Source organism: Brucella tritici, assembly GCF_008932295.1.
GTDB classification, from domain to species: Bacteria; Pseudomonadota; Alphaproteobacteria; order Rhizobiales; family Rhizobiaceae; genus Brucella; species Brucella tritici.
Window position 1 is genome coordinate 1 of the sequence record NZ_WBWA01000024.1, and the last position, 24,050, is coordinate 24,050.

The following is a 24,050-nucleotide window of genomic DNA, read 5'->3' on the forward strand; positions in this document are numbered from 1 at the left end:
ATCTCAACATATTCGTCACAATCGTGCGACGCCAGAGCATCAAACAGGCCGCTAACGAACTCGGTGTCACAACATCCGCAATCAGCCATCGTTTGCGTAAACTCGAAGCCGATCTCGGCGTCCGCCTTCTCAATCGCACAAGCCGATCCATCAAACCAACCCTAGCCGGAAAAGCTTTCGCTGAACAACTCGAAACAGGTCTAAGGGCTATAGCCGAGGCTGTCGAGGCACTGACCAGCCAGCGCGATTTCCCATCCGGACGCATAAGGCTCAACGCGTTACGTGATGCCGCTCGGTTGATTATTGCCCCCATCCTGCCGCGCTATACGCAAACCTATCCCGATATGCATCTGGATATGACGATAGATGACCAGATGGTCGATATCGTTGCCGAAGGCTTCGATGCGGGGATTCGCTATGGCGACCGGGTGCCGCAGGATATGATCGGTGTACCGTTGACTGGACCTTTGCAATGGATCGTGGTCGGATCTCCTGTCTTGATATCAAGGGTAGGGCGCCCCGAGGCGCCGGACGATCTGCTACGCTTGCCATGCATAGAGACAAGGCTCGGGGACAATTCCCGCTATGCGTGGGAGCTCGGGAACGGAGCTTCCTTGCGCCGGGTCGATGTGAAGGGCCCGATTTGTGCCAATGAGACCGAGCAGGCTGTCGAGGCTGCCTTGAGTGGGATCGGCTTTGCCTATTGTCTGGAGCCTTTGGTCCAGAATTACCTGGATACGGGTGCGCTTGAAGCTGTGCTGCCTGACTGGGCTTCGGAAGGTCCGCCTCTGACCATGTATTATCCAAGCAGACGACAGGTGCCATCCGGTTTGCGGCGGTTGATCGATATTATCCGGGAAGGTCAGGGGCTTACGAAATTAGTCGTCGCAGAGGAGGCCACATCGCCCTGACGGTTTTGTTGAGTATCTGTCATTCTTTCGTTGAGTAGCGGTCAATAGATTGGCGTTGCACCAGCTTCCCATCGGGATCAAATATGCGCCACACCTGTTATGCATGGGATCGGCGCTGCCTTCCATGCGTGGTCAAACCATTTCACTCATGGAGATGCGTCATGCATTATTCTGCAGCGGCTGATCGTTACCAGTCAGATATGATCTATCGCCGTACCGGCCGGAGCGGCATCGATTTGCCAGCCATATCGCTTGGTCTTTGGCACAATTTCGGTGGCCGGGATGTCTACGAAAACGGTCGCGCTATACTCCGTCGCGCCTTCGATCTGGGCGTAACCCACTTCGATCTGGCGAATAATTATGGGCCGCCTGCCGGGTCTGCCGAAGAAAATTTCGGTCGCATCATGGCCAGTGATTTTCGGCCCTATCGCGATGAAATGATTATTTCGTCGAAAGCCGGTTGGGATATGTGGCCGGGGCCTTATGGCGGAATTGGCGGCAGCCGCAAATATCTGATCGCCAGTCTCGATCAGTCGCTGAAGCGGATGGGGCTCGATTATGTCGACATCTTCTATTCGCACCGTGTCGATGCCACGACGCCTCTGGAAGAGACGATGGGAGCGCTCGCGCATCTGCATCGCCAGGGCAAGGCGCTTTATGTCGGTATTTCGAGCTATTCGCCGGAACTGACGCTGAAGGCGGCGGCGATCCTGCAGGAAGAGCGCGTGCCGCTTTTTATTCACCAGCCGAATTACAACATGTTCAATCGCTGGATCGAGAACGGGCTTCTCGATACGCTGGATGAACTGGGCACCGGCTGCATCGTCTTCTCGCCACTGGCTCAGGGTTTGCTGACATCACGCTATCTGAACGGCATTCCGGAGGGAGCGCGGGCGAATCAGGGCGGCTCTCTGAAAGCCAGCGCAGAGAACGAAGAACTGCTGGGTCGCATCCGCGCATTGAACGCCATTGCGGAGCGTCGCGGACAGACTTTGGCCCAGATGGCTATTGCCTGGACGCTGCGTGATCCGCGCGTCACCTCTTCGCTCATCGGGGCAAGTTCGGTCGCACAGCTTGAAAACTCTTTGGGAGCTCTGAAGGGACTGGAATTCAGCGCTGAGGAACTGGCTGAAATTGACCAATATGCGCATGATGGCGGAACCGACTGGTGGAAGAGCTCGACTTCGCTTTGAACTATTCAGTCTGACGAACAACTTGATAAAGGGCCGTACGCTTTGCGTACGGCTTTTTTGCTAGAGGGCATCCCGAAAAGTGTGAAACGGCTTTCGGATAAGATGCGCTCTAGGAATAAGACGCGGCGAAAGCAATTCACGCGGGGAGATGAAATTGCTATAGGCGAGTGGGGTTTGTTGCTGGGCACGATCCTGCGCCAAGTCTGGCCTTTGGGGGAAGTAATTTCGAGAAGATGTCGCTGCGGTCGATAAAGGGCAGTTTAAAATATCCGCTGATCCGTGCGGGGCTGGAGGCTATAGCCTTTTCCGGCGCGCCAGCACTTTTCCCTGCTGCCGGTGGGCGCGGTGTCGTCTTCACGATGCATCACGTCAAACCGGAAGATGCGATTGATCGGACGGACCCCAACGCCATTCTCTCCATTACACCGCACACGCTTGAAATGGCGATAGAAGCGGCATTGGAAGCAGACCTCGTGCCGGTGCATCTGCATGACTTGCCGAGATTACTTTCCGAGAAAGCCGATACCCGGAAATATGTCGCCTTCACACTCGACGACGGTTATCGGAACAATGCAGAATTTGCGGCGCCGGTATTTGCCAGATACAACATTCCCTACACGATTTTCATCACGACGGGTTTCGTGGAGCGCAAGCGATCCATGTGGTGGCGAACCATCGCGGCTCTGGTGATGGAGGCCGACGGTTTTCAGTTCAATTTTGGCGGCGGTGCTGCCGATGTCCGTTCGGCAACCCCTGCCCAGAAATCAGCGGCCTTCGCCCGACTCGTGCAGTTCATGCAGTGTTTCGATGAGGATGAAGCAGTCGCCCGCATAGATGCGGCTGCACAAACGGTCGGGATCGACGCGATTTCGCTTGTCGATGAATCGGTGATGACCCCATCGGAGTTGCGCACTCTTGCGCTGGACCCGCTTGTGCATCTTGGAGCGCACACCGTCACTCACGTCAATCTGTGCCGTGTCGACGACAAGCGGCTGGTAAAGGAAATCGCTGATTCGACCGAATCAGTGCAACGCTATGCCGGTTACAGGCCGCGATCCTTTGCCTATCCATATGGATGGAAGGCGGCAGTTGGCGAACGTGAGATCAGGGCGGTATCAGCAGCCGGTTTCGATGTGGGTGTGACCACCCAGCCCGGTGTGCTGCAGCAAACGGGCGCGATGTCAGCCGCAGCGATTCCGCGCATTTCCCTCAACGGCTATTTTCAGAAGAAGCGCTATATAAAGGCGCTCGTTTCGGGCCTGCCATTCAAGCTGCTGTAGTGGTCTGATTCCAACATTTGCATACGTCGGTTCAAGCGCTGAGCAAATGTTGGAATCAAAAAGACCACCAGGAAGTATATGTATCTAGTGGATTTTTCGAATTTGACGTTTGAAACAGCATCTATGTCAGCCGGGATTCAAACGTCAAATTCAATCCACTAGCGACGATTTGCTTCCAGAAACATTGCCCTAAAACACGAAAGGCCGCCTGTCGGCAGCCTTCGTAAAACCTGATCTGAAGAAAAACTGGAGCGGGCGAAGGGATTCGAACCCTCGACCCCAACCTTGGCAAGGTTGTGCTCTACCCCTGAGCTACACCCGCTCGCGCCAGTCATTCTGGAAACCGTTCGTTTCCGTCAGGCAGGCGCTATATGGACCAACGCTTCGGAGATTGCAACAGGGAAATTTGCTTCTTTGTGCAAGATATTTTCCGGCTATGTTCAAAGCTGTGGATGAAGTCAGCGTCCGAGACGTGTGACGCTGATCAGCGAGGCAAACAGCGCGAAGCCGGATGCGAAGAAGAGAATATAGGGAGTTCCTTCCACGCCCCATTGCGACAGCAGAAAGGCGACGAAGGCCGCACCCAGCGATTGGCCGAGAAGGCGCGCCGTGCCCAGCATGCCGCTTGCGGCTCCGCTGCGTGAGCGTGGGGTAGACGTAATCATCATGCGATTGTTCGGCGCCTGAAAGAGGCCGAAACCAATTCCGCAAATTGCCATGCGCCAGCATATATCCGGGATTGACGGATGTTCCGGCAGCATGCCGACCAGAGCAAGGCCGATGGCGAATGTGATGAGGCCAAGCAGACCCAGAATCGCCGGCGAGTGTTTGTCGGATAGTTTGCCCGAAAGCGGCGCGACGATGGCAAGCGCAATGGGCCACGGCATCATCAGGAAACCGACTTCGATAGGCCTGAAGCCAAAGACGACCTGAAAGAGGAACGGCAGTGAGATGAACGCCATCATCTGCGCCAGAAACGACATGATCGAAGTGCAGATGGAAAGCGTGAAAACGGGAATGCGCAAGAGGTCGAGCGGCAGCAGCGGATCGGCCATGCGCAGCGACCGCCGTGTGAGGAGAACAGCCGCGGTTACGGAGCCCACCGCCTGCAACAGCACGACGAAGGAACCGATTTCGTTGCCTGCACTGTCGATGGTCGTGATCAGAAGGCCAAAAGTAAGTGCCGACAGGATGGCACTGACCACATCGAATTTACGCGCAGAGCGGTCATTCTCGGGCAGGCTTTTGAGGCCCATCACGACGGCAGCGACGCCGAGTGGGATATTGATGACGAAGAGCCAGGGCCAGCTCAGGGACGACAGCATGACACCGGCAAGCGTCGGTCCGATGGTCGACGAAACAGCGACGAAGAGTGCATTGAGGCCGATGGCCGTGCCAAATTTCGCCTGCGGCACCGTATAGCGCAGAAGGGCAGTGTTGACGCTCATCAGGCCCGCCGCACCCAGCCCCTGTATGATGCGGGCGAAAGTGAGCGCTTCCAGTGAGCGCGAGAAAACGCAGGCGATGGAAGCGACGGTGAATAATGCCACGCCGCCAAGATAAACGCGCCGATAGCCATAGATTTCGCCAAGTGCTGCCAGTGGAAGCAGGGTGACCACAATTGCAAGCTGATAGCCGTTGACGATCCAGATCGAGGCTGCAGGACCAGCCGAAAAATCGGCGGCAATTGTCGGGAGGGCGACATTTGCGATGGTGCCATCAATGACGGCAAGCGTCAGGCCGACCATCAGGGTTGCCCATGCCCAATAGATTCTCGGCTTGGGCAAACCGTCCGGAGCGACGGACGTGCCTTGTTGGATCGCGGTTTCGTGCTTCATATTATACCAGTATTCGGGTCAATATGGCTGGCGCTTCCATGTTCGCCGGAACCGCTTCAAATGCCACAAATAAAAACAGGTTTCCTATAACCTTAACCCTATTGGGAAGGTCAGCAAGCTATCTAGCCGAAAATTGCCTGCCGAAAACTGTTTTCGGGCCATAAACTGGCCGGGTAACGCTATTGTGTGCCACTTTCCGCCTGAACGGGCAGTTTCATGACATGCGCATATTTGTGCGGATTGAAGCTCAGATAGAGTGGGCAGATGCTTGCGACCAGAACAAGGTGCAAGATCCAGCCGGAAGCAAACGAGCCGGTCAGCCCATGCAGGAAAGCGGTTGCGACGGGACCGAGAGCTGCGATCAGAAAGCCACCGCCCTGCATCATGGCAGCCAGTGCGCCTGCTTCTTCAGGTCTGGGCAGGTGATCGAGCGATGTAATCATGGCGAGCGCGAAGCTGCCGCCGAGACCTGCGCCGCAGATCGCGGACCACAAAAAGGGCGAGAGCTGCGGTGCGAAGGCAAGGCCCGCGAAGCCTGTCGCCTGCATAGCCAATGTCAGCAGCAGCCACGGGCGGCGGTCGGTGCTGTGGCGGGCGACGAGCGGCAGTCCGAAGGCCGCTAGCGCCTGTGCAACAGCCATCGCCGCGACGAGATTGCCGGTGGTGGAGGCGGCAAGCCCTAGCGATTGATAATAGGGCGCGAGCCAGGCGACTATGGACGAGTAGCCCGCATTGACGAGACCGAAAGCAGCCATCAGCACCCAGGTGCGAGGGCGCCGCAGCAGGTGCCCGGTTATTCCGGATTTTTTGCCCGACGATGACATCTCGCGGAGGATGGGTATAGCCGTCAGCAAGGCCAGGGCAGCGGGGATTGCAAGGACGGCAAGGGCGAAGTGCCAGTTATGCTGGCTGCCCGCAAGCCATGGCGTCAGCCGTGCGCCGAGAGCGCCGCCGCCCATGATCATGGCAGAATAGAGCCCGGTCACAGTGGCAATGCTTGCTGGGAAATTGGCCTTGATAAGGCCCGGCATGAAGGCCTGAATCATTGCAACACCTGCGCCGCACAGTACGGCGGTCAGAACCAGCGAAACGCCGTCCGGCACAAAGCCGCGCAGGAGGGAGCCTGCGGCAAGAATAGCAAGTGCCGCGAACATGCTGCGCCGGGTGCCGAACCGCGACTGGATGCGCGGAGCCGCGAAAGCGCCAAGCCCCATCAGCATCATTGGCAGGAAGGTGAGCAGGGAAAGCGCACCAAAGCCCATTCCGGTATCGGCTGCGATATTCGAAAGTACTGGCCCCGGCGCGGTCAGGAACGGACGCAGGTTGAGGCCGATCAGAACGACGAGCGCGATGAGGGCAATGTTTGCAGCTTGTTTGCTACCGGTTACCGGATGGGTGGTGGTCTGCATGTTTCAGGCGCCTGCCTTGTTCTTGATGCTCCAGACTTCGTAGAGTTCAGGATCTTTTTCCGGTGGGGAATGTTCGAAACTGATGCCGGTCTGCGCGCTGAGAGGCTTGGCGAGCTCAGCAGCGATTTTTGCGGTTGAAAGGCCGAATGGTTCGGCCTGCTCATTGGAATAGGCGAAGCGGATTTTCTCGACGCCAGCCATGCGCATCGCGGCAAAGCACATGGGGCAGGGCTGGCCGCTTGCATAGACTTCGCAGCCATCGAGACGCGGCGATTGCAGCGTCTTGCCCGCTGCGCGCAGCGCCAGCAATTCGGCATGGGCGGTGGGATCGCAATCGGCCTGCATGCGATTGACGCCTGTGGCAATGACCTTGCCACCCTTGACGACCACGGCACCGAACGGACGTCCGCCTTGTTCGACATTGTCGAAGGCGAGCTTTATGGCCTGATCGAGATATGTGCTGTCGCTGCTCATTTCGCGCCAGCCTTCTCCAGCAGGGCCACCATCGGCGCATAGCCGCGGCTGCGGGCATGCTGAAGCGGCGTGACGTCATCATTATCTGCCAGATTGACGTCGGCCCCGGCATCGATGAGGAGCTTCACAATATCGATATGACGCTGGCCGCCGTCCCCGAGCATGATGGCTTCGAGGAGTGCCGTCCAGCCAAGATTGTTGACGTGATCGACCTTGACGCCAGCCTCAATCAGCGTGCGCACCGTTTCGACATGTCCGCGTTCGGAGGCGGGAATGAGTGCCGTTCCGCCATAGCGATTGGTGCTCTTCAGGTCAGCACCGTGCGCAAGCGTCATCTTGAGAATTTCGAGGTGTCCGCGTGCGCCCGCATAAAGATAGGGGCTGTCCTTGATGGCATCCTTTGCATTGACGTCAGCGCCAGCATTGATGAGCGCACGGGCGACGTCGACGTGATTGGCATGGGTTGCCGCCAGAAGTGCCGTCTCACCGCTTTTGCCGCGTGTTTCGAGGTTTGCTCCGGTCTTGATAGTCGCGTTGACTGCGGCCAGATCGCCAGCCGCTGCGGCCTGAAGCAGCGAGGTTTGGGCCTGAGCATGGGCGGCGGCGTTGTGGCCCGGCAATGTCGGTTCGGTCATAACTATCGTTCCTGCAATCAATGCCAAGGCACTCAAGCTGAATATCGTTTGACGCATCGGCTGGTTCTCCTGCTTGTTGTGTTCATACAAGCAGGGTGGCATATTCGGAAATTAAATGTTGAACTGACATCCAGTGGGTTTATGAATACTGCTTTCAATCTTGATCTTTTGCGGGCCTTCGCGGCGGTCGTCGACAGCCGCAGTTTTACGGCTGCGGCCTTGCAGTTGCACTCGACCCAATCGACCATAAGTCAGAAGATCATAAGGCTGGAGGAAGCTGCCGGACAGGCGCTTCTGGAACGTGCCCGGCATGATGTGCGCCCGACGGATGCAGGCGAAAAGCTGCTGGGCTATGCGCGCCGTATCCTGCATCTGCATGATGAGGCGGCAGCCGCGATGACCGGCACAGCACTTGCTGCCGTGTTCCGCCTCGGCCTGCCGGAGGATTTCGCCTCACAGCTGGTTACGCCTGCACTGGCGCGTTTCATGCGCACACATCCGAACACGAAACTCGAGGTGACGAGCGGTCTCAGCCGTGACTTGCAGAAAGGCTTCGAGACCGGTGAGTTTGACCTTGTCATGGTGAAACAGAAGCGCGGCGAAACGATGGGGACCATGCACTGGCCAGAACCGCTGTCCTGGCTCGATAGCGCCGATTTTCCTGTTTCCCATGTTGATCCGCTGCCGCTCGTCGTGTTCCCGCCGAACGGGCTTTATCGCAGCGACATGATGGAGGCTCTCGATCGGGTGGGCAGACGCTGGCATGTGGTTTTCACCAGCTCCAGTCTGGCGAGTATTCAAAGTGCGGTAGCCGAGGGGCTAGGTGTCAGCCTGCTTCCGACGCGTGTAGCACTTCCCGGTCATCAGATGGTGCCTGCCGCGGCGGGATTGCCGTCCGTTGAGCCGATGGAAATCGTCATCCGGCACATGGACAATGGCCCCGACCAGATCCGTCAGCTTGCCGAAATGCTGGCGGAAATTGTCGGAGACTAAGAAGGCTTCAGACAGGTCGCCGATCCACGCTTTCCCTGCATAATTGCTTGTTCTGATTGATCGTGTCGTTTCGAGTGGTGTTCACGAAATTTCCGGTCTTTCATTCTCTGTTTAATTTCTGAAAAGCGCATCCGTTTTCAGATTGACTGATTTTGTATCCAGGATATTCTGTCCGGAAAAGTTGGGAGGCTTTTCTATTGGCGGCTTTTGAATGGCGCAGTCAGACCCGTTTGCTGGACGAAGTGGCAGAGGCGCTTCGGGAGCGAATCTATGCGGGTGTTTATGCGCCGGGCGCGATCCTTCGGCAGGAGCACATAGCCACCGAGTTCGGCATCAGCCGCACGCCTTTGCGCGAAGCTCTGCGTGTTCTGGAGCGCGACGGGCTGGTCATCCATCTGCCGGGCCGGGGGGTGCGCGTCGCCTCCGCGGATCTCACTCGCCTGATCGACGCCTATGCCGTGCGCGAAGTGCTCGACGGTGTGGCTGCGCGCTTTGCGGCCGAGCGGGCGAGTGATGCGGATATCGCCAGATTGCGCACCCATGTTGCAGGGCAGTCGGCGGTGGTCGATCCGTGGGACCCCAAAGCCTACACCCAGTCCAATGTCGATTTTCATATGGCGGTGATGAACACGGCGGGCAATGCCTCGCTGATTGCCTTCGTGCCGCTGTTGCGCATGACATCGCAAGTTTTCGCGCCGTCCTTTTCGCTGTCGGTAGACCGCGCACGCGACGCCATCCGCGAGCATGGCGCAATCGTTGAGGCCATTGCCGCGCGTGATGGCGAACAGGCGGAGCGGCTGGCGCGGGCGCATATCCGTGCCACCACGGCAAGATTGGAGGCGGAACAGCCTCTTCGGGAGAATGAAGATGAAGCATGAGAACCAGACGGGAGGAGCGGGCTTGCTCCGTTATGGCAATTTCATCGCAGGTCAGTGGCAGGATGCGGCTGGCGGTGAGCATATCACCGTCAAGAACCCTTCCGATGGCAGCGATCTGGCGCTGATCGCGCGCGGCACCAAGGCCGATATCTATCAGGCTGTGGCGGCCGCCCGTAAGGCGCTTTCCGGCGATTGGGGCAAGCTGACAGCAACCGAGCGTGGCCGTGTGCTGCACCGCATTTCGGAAGAGGTATTGAAGAATATCGATCTCCTGACCGATCTGGAATCGAAAGATGTCGGCAAGCCGGTCACGCAGGCTCGCGCCGATGTGGTGGCGCTGGCGCGTTATCTCGAATTCTATGGTGCATCTGCTGACAAGGTGCATGGCGACACGCTGCCCTATCAGAACGGCTTTACGGTTCTGTCGATCTATGAACCGCATGGTGTCACGGGCCATATCATTCCGTGGAACTATCCGATGCAGATTCTGGGTCGCAGCCTTGGCGCAGCACTGGCCATGGGCAATGCAGCCGTGGTCAAGCCTGCGGAAGAAGCCTGCCTGACCATTCTCGAATTTGCGCGTATCGCCGAAAAGGCCGGTCTGCCGGTCGGCGCGCTCAATGTCGTCACCGGGCTTGGCGCGGAAGCAGGTGCCGCACTTTCCGAGCATCCTGATGTCAACCACATCTCGTTTACGGGGTCGGTGCGCACGGGCGAAGCAGTGCAAGCCGCAGCTGCCAAAAACACTGTGCCTGTTACGCTGGAACTTGGCGGAAAATCGCCGCAGATCGTTTTCGCCGATGCCGATCTCGACCGCGCTTTGCCGTTTCTGGTCAATGCGGGCATTCAGAATGCCGGTCAGACCTGCTCGGCTTCGTCGCGCATTCTCGTCGAGCGCAGCATTTATGAAGATGTCGTCGCGCGCATGAGCGAACGCTACTGCGCATTGAAAGTTGGCCCGGCTAGTGCTGATCCGTCGGTCGGTCCGGTGGTGTCGCAGCGCCAGAAGGCGATTGTCGAAAGCTATCTCGATCTGGCGAAGGAAAACGGGCTGGCCATTGCCGCGCAAGGTGTGTTGACCGAAGATGCGCCGGAAGGCGGGGCCTATGTGTTGCCGACACTGATCCGCGACGTGCCTGCCGATCATCGTCTGGCGCAGGAGGAAATCTTTGGTCCGGTGCAGGTCATTCTGCCTTTCGACACCGAAGAAGAAGCCATCGCTATTGCCAATGGGACTTCATACGGCCTCGTCTGCGGCATCTGGACCAATGATGGTGGACGTCAGTTCCGCCTGGCGCGGGCCATCCATTCCGGGCAGGTCTTCATCAATAACTACGGCGCTGGCGGCGGTATCGAACTGCCGTTCGGCGGCGTGAAGAAATCCGGCCATGGCCGCGAAAAGGGTTTTGAGGCGCTTTACGGGTTTGCCTCACTGAAGACCATCTCGGTCTGGCATGGCTGAGACTAGCATTTTCAGGGAAAGTGGGAACCGGTTTCCCGTCTGAAAATGCGATGAAAATAGCATTTGGGAGAAACATAGTGTCGCTTGAAGGTAAGGTCGCGCTCATCACGGGAGCAGGTTCGGGGTTTGGCGAAGGCATGGCAAAGCGCTTTGCTGACGGCGGCGCAAAGGTCGTCATCGTTGACCGCGACAAGGCAGGCGCTGAGCGCGTCGCAGGCGAAATCGGCGATGCGGCGCTGGCCGTGGCTGCCGATATTTCCAAGGAAGCTGATGTCGAGGCGGCAGTGGAAGCCGCTTTGTCGAAATTCGGCAAGATCGATATTCTGATCAACAATGCCGGCATCGGTCACAAACCGCAAAATGCCGAACTAGTGGAGCCGGAAGAGTTCGACCGCATTCTCGGCGTCAATGTGCGTGGCGTCTATCTGATGACGCGCAAGCTCATTCCGCACATGAAAAAGAATGGGGAAGGCGTCATTCTGAACGTCGCTTCGACCGGCGCTGGTCGCCCGCGTCCGAACCTCGCCTGGTACAATGCCACCAAGGGCTGGGTCGTTTCGGTAACGAAGGCGCTCGCCATTGAACTCGCACCGTCGAAAATCCGCGTTGTGGCGCTGAACCCGGTTGCCGGTGAAACGCCGCTTCTCACCACATTCATGGGTGAGGACACCGAAGAAATCCGCAAGAAGTTCCGCGATTCCATCCCGATGGGCCGCCTGTTGAAACCTGATGATCTGGCTGAAGCGGCGGCTTTCCTTTGCTCGCCTGCTGCCTCTATGATTACGGGGGTTGCGCTCGACGTGGATGGCGGGCGCTCGATTTAAAAGTTGGAGGGATAGGGGAACCCATGGGTAACTTACTGAAAGCCGGGCTTATAACGGCTGCGATGCTCGCATCGATCAACGGTGCCTTCGCGAAAGACACGCTGGTGGTCGGCGAAGTGCTGGAGCCGCCGGGTCTGGACCCGACTGCCAATGCCGCTGCCGGTATCCGGCAGGTTACCTATGCCAACCTTTATGAAGGTCTTGTGCGCATTGTCGAAGACGGCACGGTGAAGCCGCTTCTGGCCGAAAGCTGGACTGTCTCCGACGACAAGAAGACCTATACGTTCAAGCTGCGTCAGGGCGTGAAGTTTCACGACGGCACGCCGTTCGACTGCTCGGTGGTGAAATTCTCCTATGAGCGCGCTGTCGCTCCGGATTCCACCAATGCGCAGAAGGGCCTGTTTGCGCCGATTGAAAGCACGCAATGTCCTGACCCGGCGACGGCCGTTGTCACGCTGAAGCGCCCGACCTCGAACTTCCTGTTCAATATGGGCTGGGGCGACGCGGTGATGGTCGCGCCGAATTCGGCTGGCGAAAACAAGACCAAGCCGGTTGGCACGGGTCCGTTCAAGTTCAAGCGCTGGGTGCAGGGCGACCGCGTCGAACTGGAACGCAATGCGGATTATTGGGGTGAGCCTGCAAAGCTCTCCGCCGTCACGTTCCGTTTTGTCAGCGATCCATCGGCTGCCGCTGCTGCCATCCTTGCGGGTGACATTGACGTGTTCCCGATGTTCCAGGCCCCGGAGCTGATCAGCCGCTTCAAAAGTGACGACAAGCTGCAGGTCGAAGTTGGCGATACGGCAGGCAAGGTCATCCTGTCGCTCAACAACGCCAAGGCGCCTTTCGACAATGCGAAGGTGCGTCAGGCGCTGGCCCATGCCATCGACAGCAAGGCGCTGATCGAAGGCACTTATTCGGGCTTCGGTACGCCAATCGGTTCGCATTATTCGCCGGTTGATCCGGGCTATGTCGATCTTTCGCAGACCTATCCGTATGATCCGGCCAAGGCCAAGCAGCTTCTGGAAGAGGCTGGTGTTCCGGCAGGCACATCGATCACCATCACGCTTCCGCCACCGGCCTATGCGCGTCGCGGCGGCGAGATTATTGCGGCGATGCTGTCGGAGGTCGGCATTCAGGTCAATCTCGTGCCGATCGAGTTTGCGCAGTGGCTGGATCAGGTGTTCAAGCGGTCGGATTTCGACGCGACGATCATCGCCCATACCGAAGCGCGCGATCTCGATATCTATGCCCGCGACAAGTACTACTTCAACTATAACAGCCCGGAGTATAAGGCGCTTTACAAGGCCTATGCCGAGGCTGGCAGCGACGAGGAACAGCTCGAACTCGTCAAGAAGTTGCAGGAAAAACTGGCCGCTGACGAACCGAATGTCTTCCTCTATGCGCTGCCGAAAATCGGCGTCTGGAATAAGAACGTCAAGGGTCTGTGGAAGAACATGCCGATCCCGGCTGATGATCTGACCCAGGCTTACTGGGCCGAATAAAAACCTCCGCCCCGGCGCTTCGGCAAAGGGGCGGCGAACAACAAGAATGGTTGTGCGCTCCATAAACATAAGGGGAGAGCGTGCGGCGCGTTGGAATGTGGAAAGCGGATATCCGTCTTTTCAAGGAGGTCGTTTTGCTGGCTTATATATCCGGGCGGTTGGTCTCGCTCTTGCTGACGACGCTTGCGGCTTCCGTCATCGTCTTTCTGCTGATGCAGATTCTGCCGGGCGATCCGGCGGCGGTGATCCTCGGCATCAATGCGCAGCCTGAAACATTGGCTGCGCTCCATACCCAGCTCGGTCTCGACCAGCCGATCTGGTGGCGCTATCTCACATGGATCGGCGGCTTTCTTAAAGGCGATTTCGGCACAAGTTACACCTATTCCGTTCCGATCAGCGAATTGCTCGGCCCGCGCATCATGGTCACGCTGCCGCTGGCGCTTTTGTCGATGATTTTGTCGGTTGCGGTTGCCATTCCGGTCGGCGTCTATGCAGCGTCCAAGCGCGGCAAGACCGGCGACGTGCTTTCTATGGGCGTGGCGCAGGTTGGCGTCGCTATCCCGAATTTCTGGCTTGGCCTGTTGTTGATCCTGCTATTCGCCTTGCAGCTCGGCTGGTTTCCGGCCTCGGGCTTTGCGGGTTGGGAAGGCGGCTTCTGGAACGGTATCCGCTCGTTGTTTCTGCCTGCACTGGCGCTTGCGCTGCCGCTTGCCGCTATTCTGGCCCGCGTGACGCGCTCCGCCGTCATTGAAACATTGGGTGAGGATTTTGTGCGGACCGCGCGCGCCAAGGGCCTGACACGCAAGGCGGCACTTTGGCGTCATGCGGTGCCCAATGCGCTGATCCCTGTCGTCACGATCATCGGCCTGCAATTCTCCTTTCTGCTGGCGGGAACCATCATCATCGAAAACGTCTTCAATCTGCCCGGCCTGGGACGCCTGGTGTTTCAAGCCATCGCGCAGCGCGATCTCGTCACCGTGCAGTCGCTGGTGACGCTGCTTGCCGCTTCCGTGATCGCGGTCAATTTCATCGTTGACCTTGTCTATGGTTTCATCGATCCGCGCCTTTCGACGGGAGGCAGCCGATGAGCGACACGCAAATCCTGCCGAAGCCCGGCATTTTCCGAACGGTGCTTTTGAGCCGCAGCCTGACCATCGGCACGCTGATCACGGTTATCCTGGTTGCGATGGCACTCATCTCCTTTTTCTGGACTCCCTATTCGCCGACGGCGATGAATTTCCGCGACAAGTTGCAGGGGCCAAGCCTCAATCATCTGTTCGGCACGGATAATTTCGGTCGCGATGTGTTTTCCATGATCATGGTCGGCGCGCGCAATTCCATCGCCGTGTCGATCATCGCCGTGCTTGTCGGTGCCGGGATCGGCATTCCGCTGGGCGCTTTCGCGGCTGCACGCGGCGGCATGGTGGACGGTTTCGTCATGCGCATGACCGATCTGGCCTTCGCCTTTCCGGCGCTTCTGACGGCGGTGATCATCACGGCTGTTTTCGGTCCCGGTGCGGTCAATGCGATGATCGCCATCGGCATTTTCAACATTCCTGTGTTTGCGCGTGTCACACGCGGCGCATCGCTCGGGCTCTGGAAGCGCGAATATGTGCAGGCGGCCCGTTGCGCAGGGCGTGGCGATGTGTCGATTACGCTTTTGCATGTGCTGCCCAATATCAACCATGTGCTGATCGTGCAGGCGACGATCCAGTTCGCGCTCGCCATTGTCGCCGAGGCGGGCCTTTCCTATGTCGGGCTTGGCACCCAGCCGCCGATGCCAAGCTGGGGCAAGATGCTCAACGACGCACAGACCTTTATTTACGACGCGCCATGGCTCGCCATTTTCCCCGGCCTCGCCATCACGTTTGCCGTGCTTGGCCTCAACATGCTGGGTGATGGATTGCGCGATGTGCTCGACCCGCGCGTCAGGAGGCAAAGATGATCGCACCCCTGTCCAAAAAGCCTCTTCTTGAAATGGAAAACATGTCCGTCGAGCTGCCCTTTGGTGCTCGTTCGGCTGATATTGTCTCCGGCATCACGCTGACGCTGAACAGCGGCGAACGCCTCGGCATCGTGGGCGAATCCGGTAGTGGCAAGTCGATCACGGCGCTTGCCGCCATGGGCTTGCTGCCTGAGCGCATGCAGGTGCGCGGTCGCTTGCGCTTTGACGGGGAGGATCTGGCGAACAAGCCGGAAGCGGAACTGTGCAAGATGCGCGGACGGCGCATGGCGATGATCTTTCAGGAGCCGATGACGGCGCTCAATCCGGTCAAGTCCATCGGCGCGCAGATTGCCGAAGGCCGCCGTCTGCATTTGGGCGAAAGCCGGACCGATGCGGAGCGTGAAGCACGCCGCCTTCTGGATCGCGTGGGGCTGCCAGCACCGCGCTTCAATCTCGATCTTTATCCGCACCAGCTTTCCGGTGGGCAACGCCAGCGCGTGATGATCGCGATGGCAATTGCCTGCGAGCCGGACCTGCTGATTGCCGATGAGCCGACAACGGCGCTTGATGTGACCGTGCAGGCGCAGATCCTCGATCTGATGGACGAACTGATTGACGAAACCGGCACCGCCCTGATGCTGATTACGCATGATCTCGGTGTGGTGTCGGAAATGACCGACCGGATCGCCGTCATGTATGCGGGCCGCATTGTCGAGACGGGCCGCACGGAAGCTGTGTTCCACCGCATGGCACATCCCTATGCCCGTGGCTTGTTTGCAGCCTCGCCCCATGGTGCGGCACTGGTGCGCAACCACGGCACGGGGCGTCAGCGCCTTGCCGCCATTCCGGGTGTTGTGCCGGACCCGCTGGCGCGCCCGCCACATTGCACCTTCGCCGACCGTTGCGCCTTTGTGCAGGACGATTGCCGACAGGCAATACCGGGTCTCGATTTCATTGCCGAAAATGACGGCATCGTGCATCGCGCCGCCTGCCTGCATCCGCGTGAAGGCGAGGTGGTTTCATGAGCAAGATGATTTTGCAGGTGCGCGATGTGGTGCGCGAATATCAGCTTCCGCGCGCATCTTTCTTTTCAAAGCCCAGCGCATTGCGCGTGCTGCATGGGGTGAATGTCGAGATCGAAGCAGGGCAAAGCCTTGGCATCGTCGGCGAAAGCGGTTCCGGCAAATCCACGCTGGCGCGTGCGGTGATGGGGCTGGAGCGTCCGCAATCGGGTCAGATTCTCATCAACGGTCAGGATATTTATGCGCTGGATCGCTCGGGCCTGCGTGAAGCGCGCAAAGGCTTTCAGGCAATCTTTCAGGACCCTTACGGTTCTCTCGATCCGCGCCATACGGTCAAGCGCATCATTTCCGAGCCGATCGTGTCGCTGGAAAGCGGCGCCAGTTCCAAAGACCGCGACGACCGCGTTGCGGAAGTGCTGGAAGCGGTTGGCCTGCCCAAAGCATCTGCGGAAAAATATCCGCATGAATTTTCCGGCGGGCAACGCCAGCGCATTGCCATTGCGCGCGCCCTGATCACCAAACCGGCGCTGATTGTCGCTGACGAGCCGGTCTCGGCGCTCGACGTTTCCATTCAGGCGCAGGTTTTGAACCTGATGATGGATTTGCAGGAAAAGTTCGGTCTTTCCTATCTTTTTATCAGCCATGACCTCGGCGTGGTGCGCGCGATTACCGACCGTGTTGCGGTTATCTATCGCGGCAATATTGTCGAGCAGGGGCCGACCAATGCGGTGTTCGACAATCCGCAGCATAACTATACGCGGGCGCTGGTCGACGCCGTGCCAAAGCCTTTCTCCGGTCGCCGCAAGCGCGCGCGGCGATCCGATTCCACACTGAAATTGCCTGAGTGATTTGAGGAAATATCCAATGTCGAATCTTGCCGATTTGTCAGCCGTCGAACTCGTGGCCGCCTATAAGGCGAAGTCGCTTTCGCCGGTCGAGGTCACCGAAGCTGTCATCACCCGCATCGAAGCCTATGAGCCGAAGCTGAATGCGCTTTGGGCTTACGATCCCGATGCAGCGCGGGCGGCGGCCAGGGCCTCGGAAGCGCGCTGGTCGAAGGGTGAGCCTGCCGGTCCCATCGATGGCGTGCCGCTGACGATCAAGGAAAATATCGCGACTGAAGGCACGGCGGTTCCGCTTGGCTGCGCGGCGCTGCCGCTGAAGCCAGCCGCCGCTGACGCACCGCCTGCGGCACGTACCCGCGAGGCTGGCGGCGTTCTGCTCGCCAAGACCACGATGCCCGATCTCGGCATGTTGTCGTCGGGCCTGTCGAGCTTCCACAAGCTTGCCCGCAACCCGTGGGATTTGAACACCAATCCGGGCGGTTCAAGCGCCGGTGCGGGCAGCGCCGGTGCTGCCGGTTATGGCCCGTTGCATATTGGCACCGACATCGGCGGCTCCATCCGCCTGCCTGCCGGCTGGTGCGGTCTCGTCGGTTTGAAGCCTTCCTTCGGGCGTATTCCGATTGATCCGGCATTTCTCGGCCGCGTTGCCGGTCCGATGACCCGCACGGTTGCCGACAGCGCGCTTTACATGTCGGTGCTGTCGCGACCCGACCGCCGCGACGCCATGAGCTTGCCCTATCAGGACATTGATTGGATGAGCCTTGATATCGACGTCAAAGGTCTGAAGATCGGCCTGTGGCTCGATGCCGGCTTTGGTGAACCGACCGGCGATGAAACCCGCGCTGCGGTGGAAGCTGCCGCGAAGGCTTTTGCCGATGCGGGCGCAATTGTCGAACCGGTCGCCCCATTCCTCAACCGTACCATGATCGACGGTCTCGACCGCTTCTGGCGTGCACGGTCCTGGGCGGATGTGAAAAAGATGACGCCGGAAAACCGTGCGAAGATCCTGCCTTACATCTATCAATGGACCGAGACGGCGGAAGGGCTTTCCGGCGAGGAAGTCTATCTCGGCTTTGCCCAGATGGACGCCATGCGCAATGCCGCGCTCGCAGCTTCCAAGGGTTTCGACTTCATCATTTCGCCGACGGCACCCATGCCGACCTATCCGGCGGAATGGGCATCGCCGGTCAACGATCCGCAGCGACCTTTCGAGCACATCGCCTTCACCGTTGCGATGAACATGTCGGAGCAACCGGCGATCTCGATCAATTGCGGTTATACGTCGACGGGACTGCCAATCGGCTTGCAGATTTTCGGCCAGCGTTTCGACGATCTGGGCGTGTTGCGGCTGGCGCAGGCCTATGAAGGGATGCGGCCAGCGCAGAAGCCATGGCCGGTTATCGCCTGACCGCCAAACCAGTCCCCCTCATCCTGAGGAGGCGCGAAGCGCCGTCTTGAAGGGCGAGGGGGAGCGGCAAGGTTAGGGCTTTGTCCCATCTCCTCCTCACCCTTCGAGACGATGTCCTTCGACAAGCTCAGGACCTCTCCTCAGGATGAGGGAGTCGCGCAAGAAAAAGGCCGCAGATGCGGCCTTTTTATTTCTTCGGGCGAAGCGGTGCGCGTTCCTTATAGCGGTCCACGGCGGTGAGCTTCTGGATCAGCGGATCGGCATCGCGCCATCCATAAATTTCGGTGCGTAGATATTCAAGTTCGGCTTCGAGCTCCTCTTCGCCGATTTCCGTCCACCATGATTTCGGGCGTCCATCAGTGCCATCCGACCAGCGATAGCCGCGTGCCTTCAGGTGATCCTTCATTTCGAACGGGCTGTTTTCAGCATAGATGCGCATCCGCGCGCGCTGGCTTGCCTTCAACAATTCGGCAAAGGGCGTGGTTTCGCCCGACTGCTCCTTCAGCACCGCGAGCAGGGCCTGACAGTCATCTTCGGCCCGATGTCCGTTGTGGAAATAGCCGCTCTGGCCGATCAGGTAGCCAAGCTTGGTGCCTTCAAAACCACGTGCGGTCCAGTCGATTTCCTTGACCGAACAGGCCCATGGCTTGTTGGCGAAAGCGATTGAGAAACGCTCGAGAAACGGGCGGTCGAAACCTGCGTTGTGCGCAATGATAATATCGGCTTCGGCGATGAGTGCGTCCAGCTTTTCGCGCGGGATCGTCTGGCCTTTCACCATCTCGTCGGTAATGCCGGTGATGCGGGTGATGTCGGCGGGGATCGGCTTGGAGGGCTGTTGTAGCGCGCCGAACGTCGCGCAGACATCGCCGATGGAGCCGTCGTCCGCATAGCGGAAGGCAACTGCACCGATCTCGATGATTTCTTCCTGTGCGGGATTGAGGCCGGTTGTTTCGGTGTCGACGACGACGCCCAGTCGCGGAAAGGCGATCCGGTCGGCATCCGGTACTGTCGGTGGTGGATCGAGCCGCTGCAAGATGCGGTAACGTCCGCTGTCCTTCAGTCGCTTCACCATCTCCGCTTCATCGATGCCGGTCGTCTTGCCGGGTTTGGCGCGGGCATAGCGCAGTTCTGCCCGTTCCTCTCCTTCCGCTGGGGAAAGAGCAAAAAGGTCGAACTGATGGCGCATGGAACTTCTCCGCATGGGGGAACGAGTTTGACAAAGAATGCCATTTTGCGGTGCTGTAACCAAGGCCGCATTCGTATAAGTAACAGGTAATGATCCTGTCGAGTGCTAGCAAGGCAGGGCGCTTGCGCCGGGAAAGGGCATGAGGAGGGGACTTCGTGGCAGATTATGATTATTGCGTTATCGGCGGCGGCATTGTCGGGCTCGCGACAGCAAAAGCCATGCAGGAAGCGGAGCCGGGCGCGCGAGTCATCCTGCTGGAGAAGGAAAGCGATTTCGCCCGCCACCAGACGGGACACAATAGCGGCGTCATCCATGCCGGTATCTATTACCAGCCGGGTTCCTTGAAGGCGCAATTGTGCCGGGCAGGTGCCGAGGCCACGAAAGCCTTTTGCAGGCAATATTCCATTCCTTTCGAAACATGCGGCAAGCTTCTGGTCGCTACCTCTTCGCAGGAGGTTGAACGCATGGAGGCGCTCGCCAAGCGCGCAATCCAGAACGACATCACCTTCCAGCATGTGGACCAACAGGCGTTGCGCAAGGTTGAGCCTGCGGTTGCCGGGCTCGGTGCATTGCTCGTTCCGGCGACAGGCATTGTCGATTATGCAAAAGTATCGCGGGCGATGGCTGCGGAAATCATGGAACGCGGCGGTGTCGTGCGGCTTAATGCGCCGGTGACGGCAATCCGGGAGGATGGCAAGGGTGTCACGGTAACGGCGAAGGGTGAAACCGTGCGCGCTTCCAGGCTGGTTGCCTGTGCTGGCCTGCAATCAGACCGTATCGCGCGTCTTGCTGGGCTGGATATCAGCCATCGCATCGTGCCGTTTCGCGGTGAGTACTACACCTTGCCGCAATCGAAGGCGAATATCGTCAAGCATCTGATTTATCCGATCCCCGATCCCGACCTGCCATTTCTCGGCATCCACCTGACGCGAACGATCGACGGTGGCGTCACGGTCGGTCCGAATGCCGTTCTGGGTTTCTCGCGCGAAGGCTACGGCAAAGGCAGTTTCCGTGCAGGCGATGTCGCGGATATGTCGACCTTTCCTGGCTTCTGGAAGATGGCGATGAAGAACTGGCGCTCGGCATTATCCGAGTTCAGCAATTCCGCTTCTCGCGCGCGCTATCTGAAGGAGTGCCGCAAATATTGTCCGACGCTGGAGCTTGCCGATCTTGGCGCGCCGGGCGCCGGAATACGGGCGCAAGCCGTTCTTGATGACGGCACATTGGTGCATGATTTCCTCTTCAAGGAAACGGAGAGAATGCTGCATGTTTGTAACGCACCGTCACCGGCGGCGACGTCTTCCATTCCCATCGGCTGTATGATTGCCGAAAAGCTTCTGGGGATAAATCTCAAGGTAAAAACTGCGTGAAACGAGATTTTCGCCGAATGATGTTGTTTTCAATTTATTTTTAGCAATCGCTTATTCTCTGTATTGCTACTTTAGGATTTAATGCTCATCAATATTGCAAGCTAACAACTTGACTTTGATCCTGGTTTGTAATTGCACATCAGGTTCAATTCGAAATAGCGTTTTCGCATTCTCATTTTCAACCGATTTAGGGCCTGTTCGTGAAGTTTGTGCCGCCGCTGGTAGTATTGCTGTTTGCTGCGACGATGTTGGGCATCTGGATGCTCGACACGAAGCGCAGGCATCTTTTACTTTTCGGTCTGAGCTTTGCCAGCTTTGCTTTCGGGCTTCTGGTTCCGATATCGTTGATCTCGGACAGCCTGCCCCTGACTTCGCCGATTGCCACGACGTTCCACTTTATGGGCGGCTGGCTACTCTGCGAAGGCGTGATGATCCGGATGGGCAGGCATTACTCCCGCCTTGCATCGGGCCTGATCGGCCTCGCACTTCTGGGAGCAATGATCTACTTCATTGCAAATGATACGGGCTATGCTCGAATTGCGCCTGCGGTCCAACTGACTCTGGGCAGCCTCATAGCTGTTCTTTGCATTCAGGCGCGTGATCTAGCACGCCGAAGCTGGATAGAGCGCGTGCTGTTCGGCGCATTGTTGTTGTTGACGGTGCATTTCTATGTGCAGGCTGGAATGGCGTTGAGGCTTTCCCCTGAAATTGCACGGCCGTCCGAGTTGATACATTCGCGCTATTGGCAGGGCATTATGATATTCGGCGCCTTTGCGGGTGTCTTTGCCGGGCTTGTTCTTCTGGTCGTGACGACTTCCGATGTGGTGAAGGAATTGCAGGCGGAGCGGGACTCCGACCCGCTGACCAGTGTTTTCAATCGTCGCGGCCTTGAGCGCCACGCCCAGTTGCGCCTGGCTGAGGCCCAGCGCGGTGATTATGGGGTCATCATCGCGGATATAGATCACTTCAAGTTGATCAATGACGATCTGGGCCATGCGACCGGCGATCAGGTTCTGGTCGAGTTCGCCCGTATCCTGGAAATGACGGTAGCAAGTTCGACGATTGTCGGACGCGTCGGTGGCGAGGAGTTCGTTATGCTGGTGCAGGGCGATGCCGAAACATGCGAGAGACTGGGCAACAGGCTCTGCGGACGCGTCGCCCATTACAGTTTTCCGATGCTGCCCGTGGATCGCCAAATGACATGCAGTTTCGGTATCGCCATGGTGCGCGGCGGTGAAACTTTGTGGGAAACGGCGGCACGTGCCGATCTTGCTCTGATGCGGGTCAAAAATCGCGGACGCAATCGCGTTGCGGTGGAAGGACTTGAGTTCCCGAGCGCCAAGCAGGGCGCGTATCTTCTGACTGCCTGATCCGGCTTCCGAGACAAGCTGAACCGGATTTCTTCATCACGTAAAGGATTTGGTTACCATAATTGGCGATGCTGGAGATGACCTTCCAGTCACCGCCTTGCCATGTCTTGCTCGTCTTTTTGCCGAACTGACATGCAAGGCGGTGCCGTGAAAGTTGATTTCCACTCGGATTTTGTATCATGGCGTGTTTAACAGAAGTGTATGGCTACGCGGCTCCGCGCAGCAATGGCATCAGGCTTCCATTCGGTTTCAAGGGATTTACGCGCGTTGCGATGTTTGCCGCGACGGGCCTTGTGGCAGGAAGCTGGATGATGACTGCGCTCGGTACGCTGGAAACGGTCGTGCCAGCCTTTGCACCTGTTGCACCGATCATGCGCCGCGTTTCCCTGACCACGCCGCAGGCGCTTGCTGTCGTCGATCACAAAATCGCGCCGTCGCGCCGCATCAGGCAAGGCTTCATCGATGCCTATACCACCGATACCGCCTATTCCAATCTCGATTGGCGCCGGGCCAGAAACACGAGCGATGAGCCGATTATCGCCGATATCGGTCCAGATTCCGTAATCGAGGACAAGCCTGTCGACACGGCATCTCTCATCGAATTGCGTGCTGATCGCGTCCGTCGCGAAGAACCCGGTGTGGCGAGTGTTCAGCCAGAGCAACCTGCTGCGGAAGCCGGTACGACTGTGGTCGCCTATGCGCCAGTGCCTTCTGCGCCGGACGCAACGGCAGCCTTCAACAAGATCGATCCGCTTTCGCAAGCCGAAGAAATGGATGCCGCCGAAAAGCAGGCACACCTTCCCACCGGCAATGCCGTTCCCGTTCCGCAGCTCGCTCCGGATCAGAAGACGGATATGGCCGCAGAGGACGAAGCCACCCAAGACGCATTCCTGCCCGATGATGTGCCGCTGCCGGGCGCCAAGCCTTCGCTGCGCCGTTCCCGCATGCATGAGAAGACCGAGCTTGCCTATGCGCCGGAAAGCGGTGCAACCGAAGAACCACGCCCCGGTCTGTTCAGCCCGCTTTTCAATCAGGCCGCGCGCAGCAAGGTTGCTATCTACGACATTTCCGCAGCCACTGTGTACCTGCCGAGCGGCGAGCGCCTTGAAGCCCATTCGGGTCTCGGCCCGATGCGCGATAATCCGCGCTACGTAAACCAGAAGAACCGGGGACCCACGCCGCCTCACACTTATGATCTGCGCATGCGCGAGGCGCTGTTCCACGGCGTGGAGGCGATCCGCCTCACGCCTGTCGACGGCAACAACCGCTATAATCGCGATGGTCTTCTGGCGCATACTTTCATGCTGGGACGCCGCGGCGATTCCAATGGCTGCGTGGTATTCAAGGACTATCCGCGTTTCCTGCGTGCCTTCAAGCGCGGCGAGTTCAACAAGATGGTTGTCGTGACGCGAATGCAGTCATCGAAGCCCGCACGGATCGCATCGCTTTTCTGATGAATCATCCGTCGGCGGATGATTTTTCGAATGATGGGGTTACACAAAGAA

General features: G+C 58.4%; 21 protein-coding genes and 1 tRNA gene. 16 read left to right on the forward strand and 6 right to left on the reverse strand.

The window, feature by feature from the left end; genetic code table 11:
• The 3 genes from F9K91_RS19650 to F9K91_RS19660 all read left to right on the forward strand — a co-directional run.
• Positions 1-911 (forward strand): LysR family transcriptional regulator (locus F9K91_RS19650; protein ID WP_151678532.1); only part of this gene is annotated, 911 nt, incomplete at its 5' end.
• 161 nt (positions 912-1,072) lie between these two features.
• Complete coding sequence (gene mgrA / locus F9K91_RS19655; RefSeq protein WP_151678533.1) at positions 1,073-2,104, forward strand: L-glyceraldehyde 3-phosphate reductase; 1,032 nt, start codon at positions 1,073-1,075, stop codon at positions 2,102-2,104.
• Positions 2,105-2,337: 233 nt separating this feature from the next.
• Positions 2,338-3,384, forward strand: a complete 1,047-nt coding sequence (locus F9K91_RS19660) for a polysaccharide deacetylase family protein (protein WP_151678534.1) — start codon at positions 2,338-2,340, stop codon at positions 3,382-3,384.
• Between the two features lie 247 nt (positions 3,385-3,631).
• Here F9K91_RS19660 and F9K91_RS19670 read toward each other — a convergent pair.
• From F9K91_RS19670 to F9K91_RS19690, 5 genes are all read right to left on the reverse strand, one after another.
• Positions 3,632-3,706 (reverse strand) — tRNA-Gly (locus F9K91_RS19670).
• 136 nt (positions 3,707-3,842) lie between these two features.
• Positions 3,843-5,222 (reverse strand): MFS transporter, encoded by a 1,380-nt coding sequence (locus tag F9K91_RS19675; protein WP_151678535.1) that lies wholly within the window; start codon positions 5,220-5,222, stop codon positions 3,843-3,845.
• Between the two features lie 179 nt (positions 5,223-5,401).
• On the reverse strand, positions 5,402-6,631 hold the full coding sequence (locus F9K91_RS19680; RefSeq protein WP_151678536.1) for a cyanate transporter: 1,230 nt from the start codon (positions 6,629-6,631) through the stop codon (positions 5,402-5,404).
• 3 nt (positions 6,632-6,634) lie between these two features.
• A complete protein-coding gene (locus F9K91_RS19685; RefSeq protein ID WP_151678537.1) occupies positions 6,635-7,105 on the reverse strand; it encodes a nucleoside deaminase in 471 nt (156 codons plus the stop codon).
• Entirely contained in the window at positions 7,102-7,740 is a 639-nt protein-coding gene (locus tag F9K91_RS19690) for an ankyrin repeat domain-containing protein (RefSeq protein WP_235913308.1), read from the reverse strand. The genes F9K91_RS19685 and F9K91_RS19690 overlap by 4 nt, the downstream gene beginning before the upstream one ends.
• 141 nt (positions 7,741-7,881) lie before the next feature.
• Between F9K91_RS19690 and F9K91_RS19695 the strand changes: the two genes are divergently transcribed.
• The 10 genes from F9K91_RS19695 to F9K91_RS19740 all read left to right on the forward strand — a co-directional run bounded on the left by F9K91_RS19695 (position 7,882) and on the right by F9K91_RS19740 (position 18,619).
• Positions 7,882-8,733, forward strand: a complete 852-nt coding sequence (locus tag F9K91_RS19695; RefSeq protein ID WP_151678539.1) for a LysR family transcriptional regulator — start codon at positions 7,882-7,884, stop codon at positions 8,731-8,733.
• A 197-nt stretch (positions 8,734-8,930) separates the two neighbouring features.
• A complete protein-coding gene (locus F9K91_RS19700; RefSeq protein WP_151558270.1) occupies positions 8,931-9,611 on the forward strand; it encodes a GntR family transcriptional regulator in 681 nt (226 codons plus the stop codon).
• Positions 9,601-11,073 carry an aldehyde dehydrogenase family protein gene (locus tag F9K91_RS19705; RefSeq protein WP_151678540.1) on the forward strand — a complete coding sequence of 491 codons (1,473 nt, stop codon included), beginning with the start codon at positions 9,601-9,603 and terminating at the stop codon, positions 11,071-11,073. The genes F9K91_RS19700 and F9K91_RS19705 overlap by 11 nt, the downstream gene beginning before the upstream one ends.
• Before the next feature lie 77 nt (positions 11,074-11,150).
• Complete coding sequence (locus F9K91_RS19710; protein ID WP_151678541.1) at positions 11,151-11,897, forward strand: SDR family oxidoreductase; 747 nt, start codon at positions 11,151-11,153, stop codon at positions 11,895-11,897.
• A 23-nt stretch (positions 11,898-11,920) separates the two neighbouring features.
• On the forward strand, positions 11,921-13,399 hold the full coding sequence (locus tag F9K91_RS19715) for an ABC transporter substrate-binding protein (RefSeq protein WP_151678542.1): 1,479 nt from the start codon (positions 11,921-11,923) through the stop codon (positions 13,397-13,399).
• A gap of 134 nt (positions 13,400-13,533) precedes the next feature.
• Positions 13,534-14,487, forward strand: a complete 954-nt coding sequence (locus F9K91_RS19720; protein WP_151678571.1) for an ABC transporter permease — start codon at positions 13,534-13,536, stop codon at positions 14,485-14,487.
• Positions 14,484-15,344: an ABC transporter permease gene (locus tag F9K91_RS19725; RefSeq protein ID WP_109369690.1), complete on the forward strand. Its 861-nt coding sequence runs from the start codon at positions 14,484-14,486 to the stop codon at positions 15,342-15,344. The genes F9K91_RS19720 and F9K91_RS19725 overlap by 4 nt, the downstream gene beginning before the upstream one ends.
• Positions 15,341-16,369, forward strand: coding sequence for an ABC transporter ATP-binding protein (locus tag F9K91_RS19730; protein ID WP_151558279.1), 1,029 nt, complete (start codon positions 15,341-15,343; stop codon positions 16,367-16,369). Before F9K91_RS19725 ends, F9K91_RS19730 begins: the two co-directional genes overlap by 4 nt.
• The gene (locus tag F9K91_RS19735) at positions 16,366-17,214 is read left to right on the forward strand and encodes an ATP-binding cassette domain-containing protein (RefSeq protein ID WP_151678543.1); all 849 of its coding nucleotides are present in this window, start codon (positions 16,366-16,368) and stop codon (positions 17,212-17,214) included. The genes F9K91_RS19730 and F9K91_RS19735 overlap by 4 nt, the downstream gene beginning before the upstream one ends.
• Positions 17,215-17,230: 16 nt before the next feature.
• A complete protein-coding gene (locus F9K91_RS19740; protein ID WP_151678544.1) occupies positions 17,231-18,619 on the forward strand; it encodes an amidase in 1,389 nt (462 codons plus the stop codon).
• A 187-nt stretch (positions 18,620-18,806) separates the two neighbouring features.
• Here the strand turns inward: F9K91_RS19740 and F9K91_RS19745 are convergent, their stop codons facing one another.
• The gene (locus tag F9K91_RS19745) at positions 18,807-19,805 is read right to left on the reverse strand and encodes a 3'-5' exonuclease (RefSeq protein WP_151678545.1); all 999 of its coding nucleotides are present in this window, start codon (positions 19,803-19,805) and stop codon (positions 18,807-18,809) included.
• Between the two features lie 155 nt (positions 19,806-19,960).
• Between F9K91_RS19745 and lhgO the strand changes: the two genes are divergently transcribed.
• The 3 genes from lhgO to F9K91_RS19760 all read left to right on the forward strand — a co-directional run bounded on the left by lhgO (position 19,961) and on the right by F9K91_RS19760 (position 23,999).
• Positions 19,961-21,175, forward strand: coding sequence for an L-2-hydroxyglutarate oxidase (gene lhgO, locus F9K91_RS19750; RefSeq protein WP_151678546.1), 1,215 nt, complete (start codon positions 19,961-19,963; stop codon positions 21,173-21,175).
• A gap of 200 nt (positions 21,176-21,375) precedes the next feature.
• The gene (locus F9K91_RS19755) at positions 21,376-22,545 is read left to right on the forward strand and encodes a GGDEF domain-containing protein (protein WP_208852714.1); all 1,170 of its coding nucleotides are present in this window, start codon (positions 21,376-21,378) and stop codon (positions 22,543-22,545) included.
• A gap of 179 nt (positions 22,546-22,724) precedes the next feature.
• Positions 22,725-23,999 (forward strand): DUF2778 domain-containing protein, encoded by a 1,275-nt coding sequence (locus F9K91_RS19760; RefSeq protein WP_151678547.1) that lies wholly within the window; start codon positions 22,725-22,727, stop codon positions 23,997-23,999.
• Positions 24,000-24,050 lie beyond the last annotated feature (51 nt).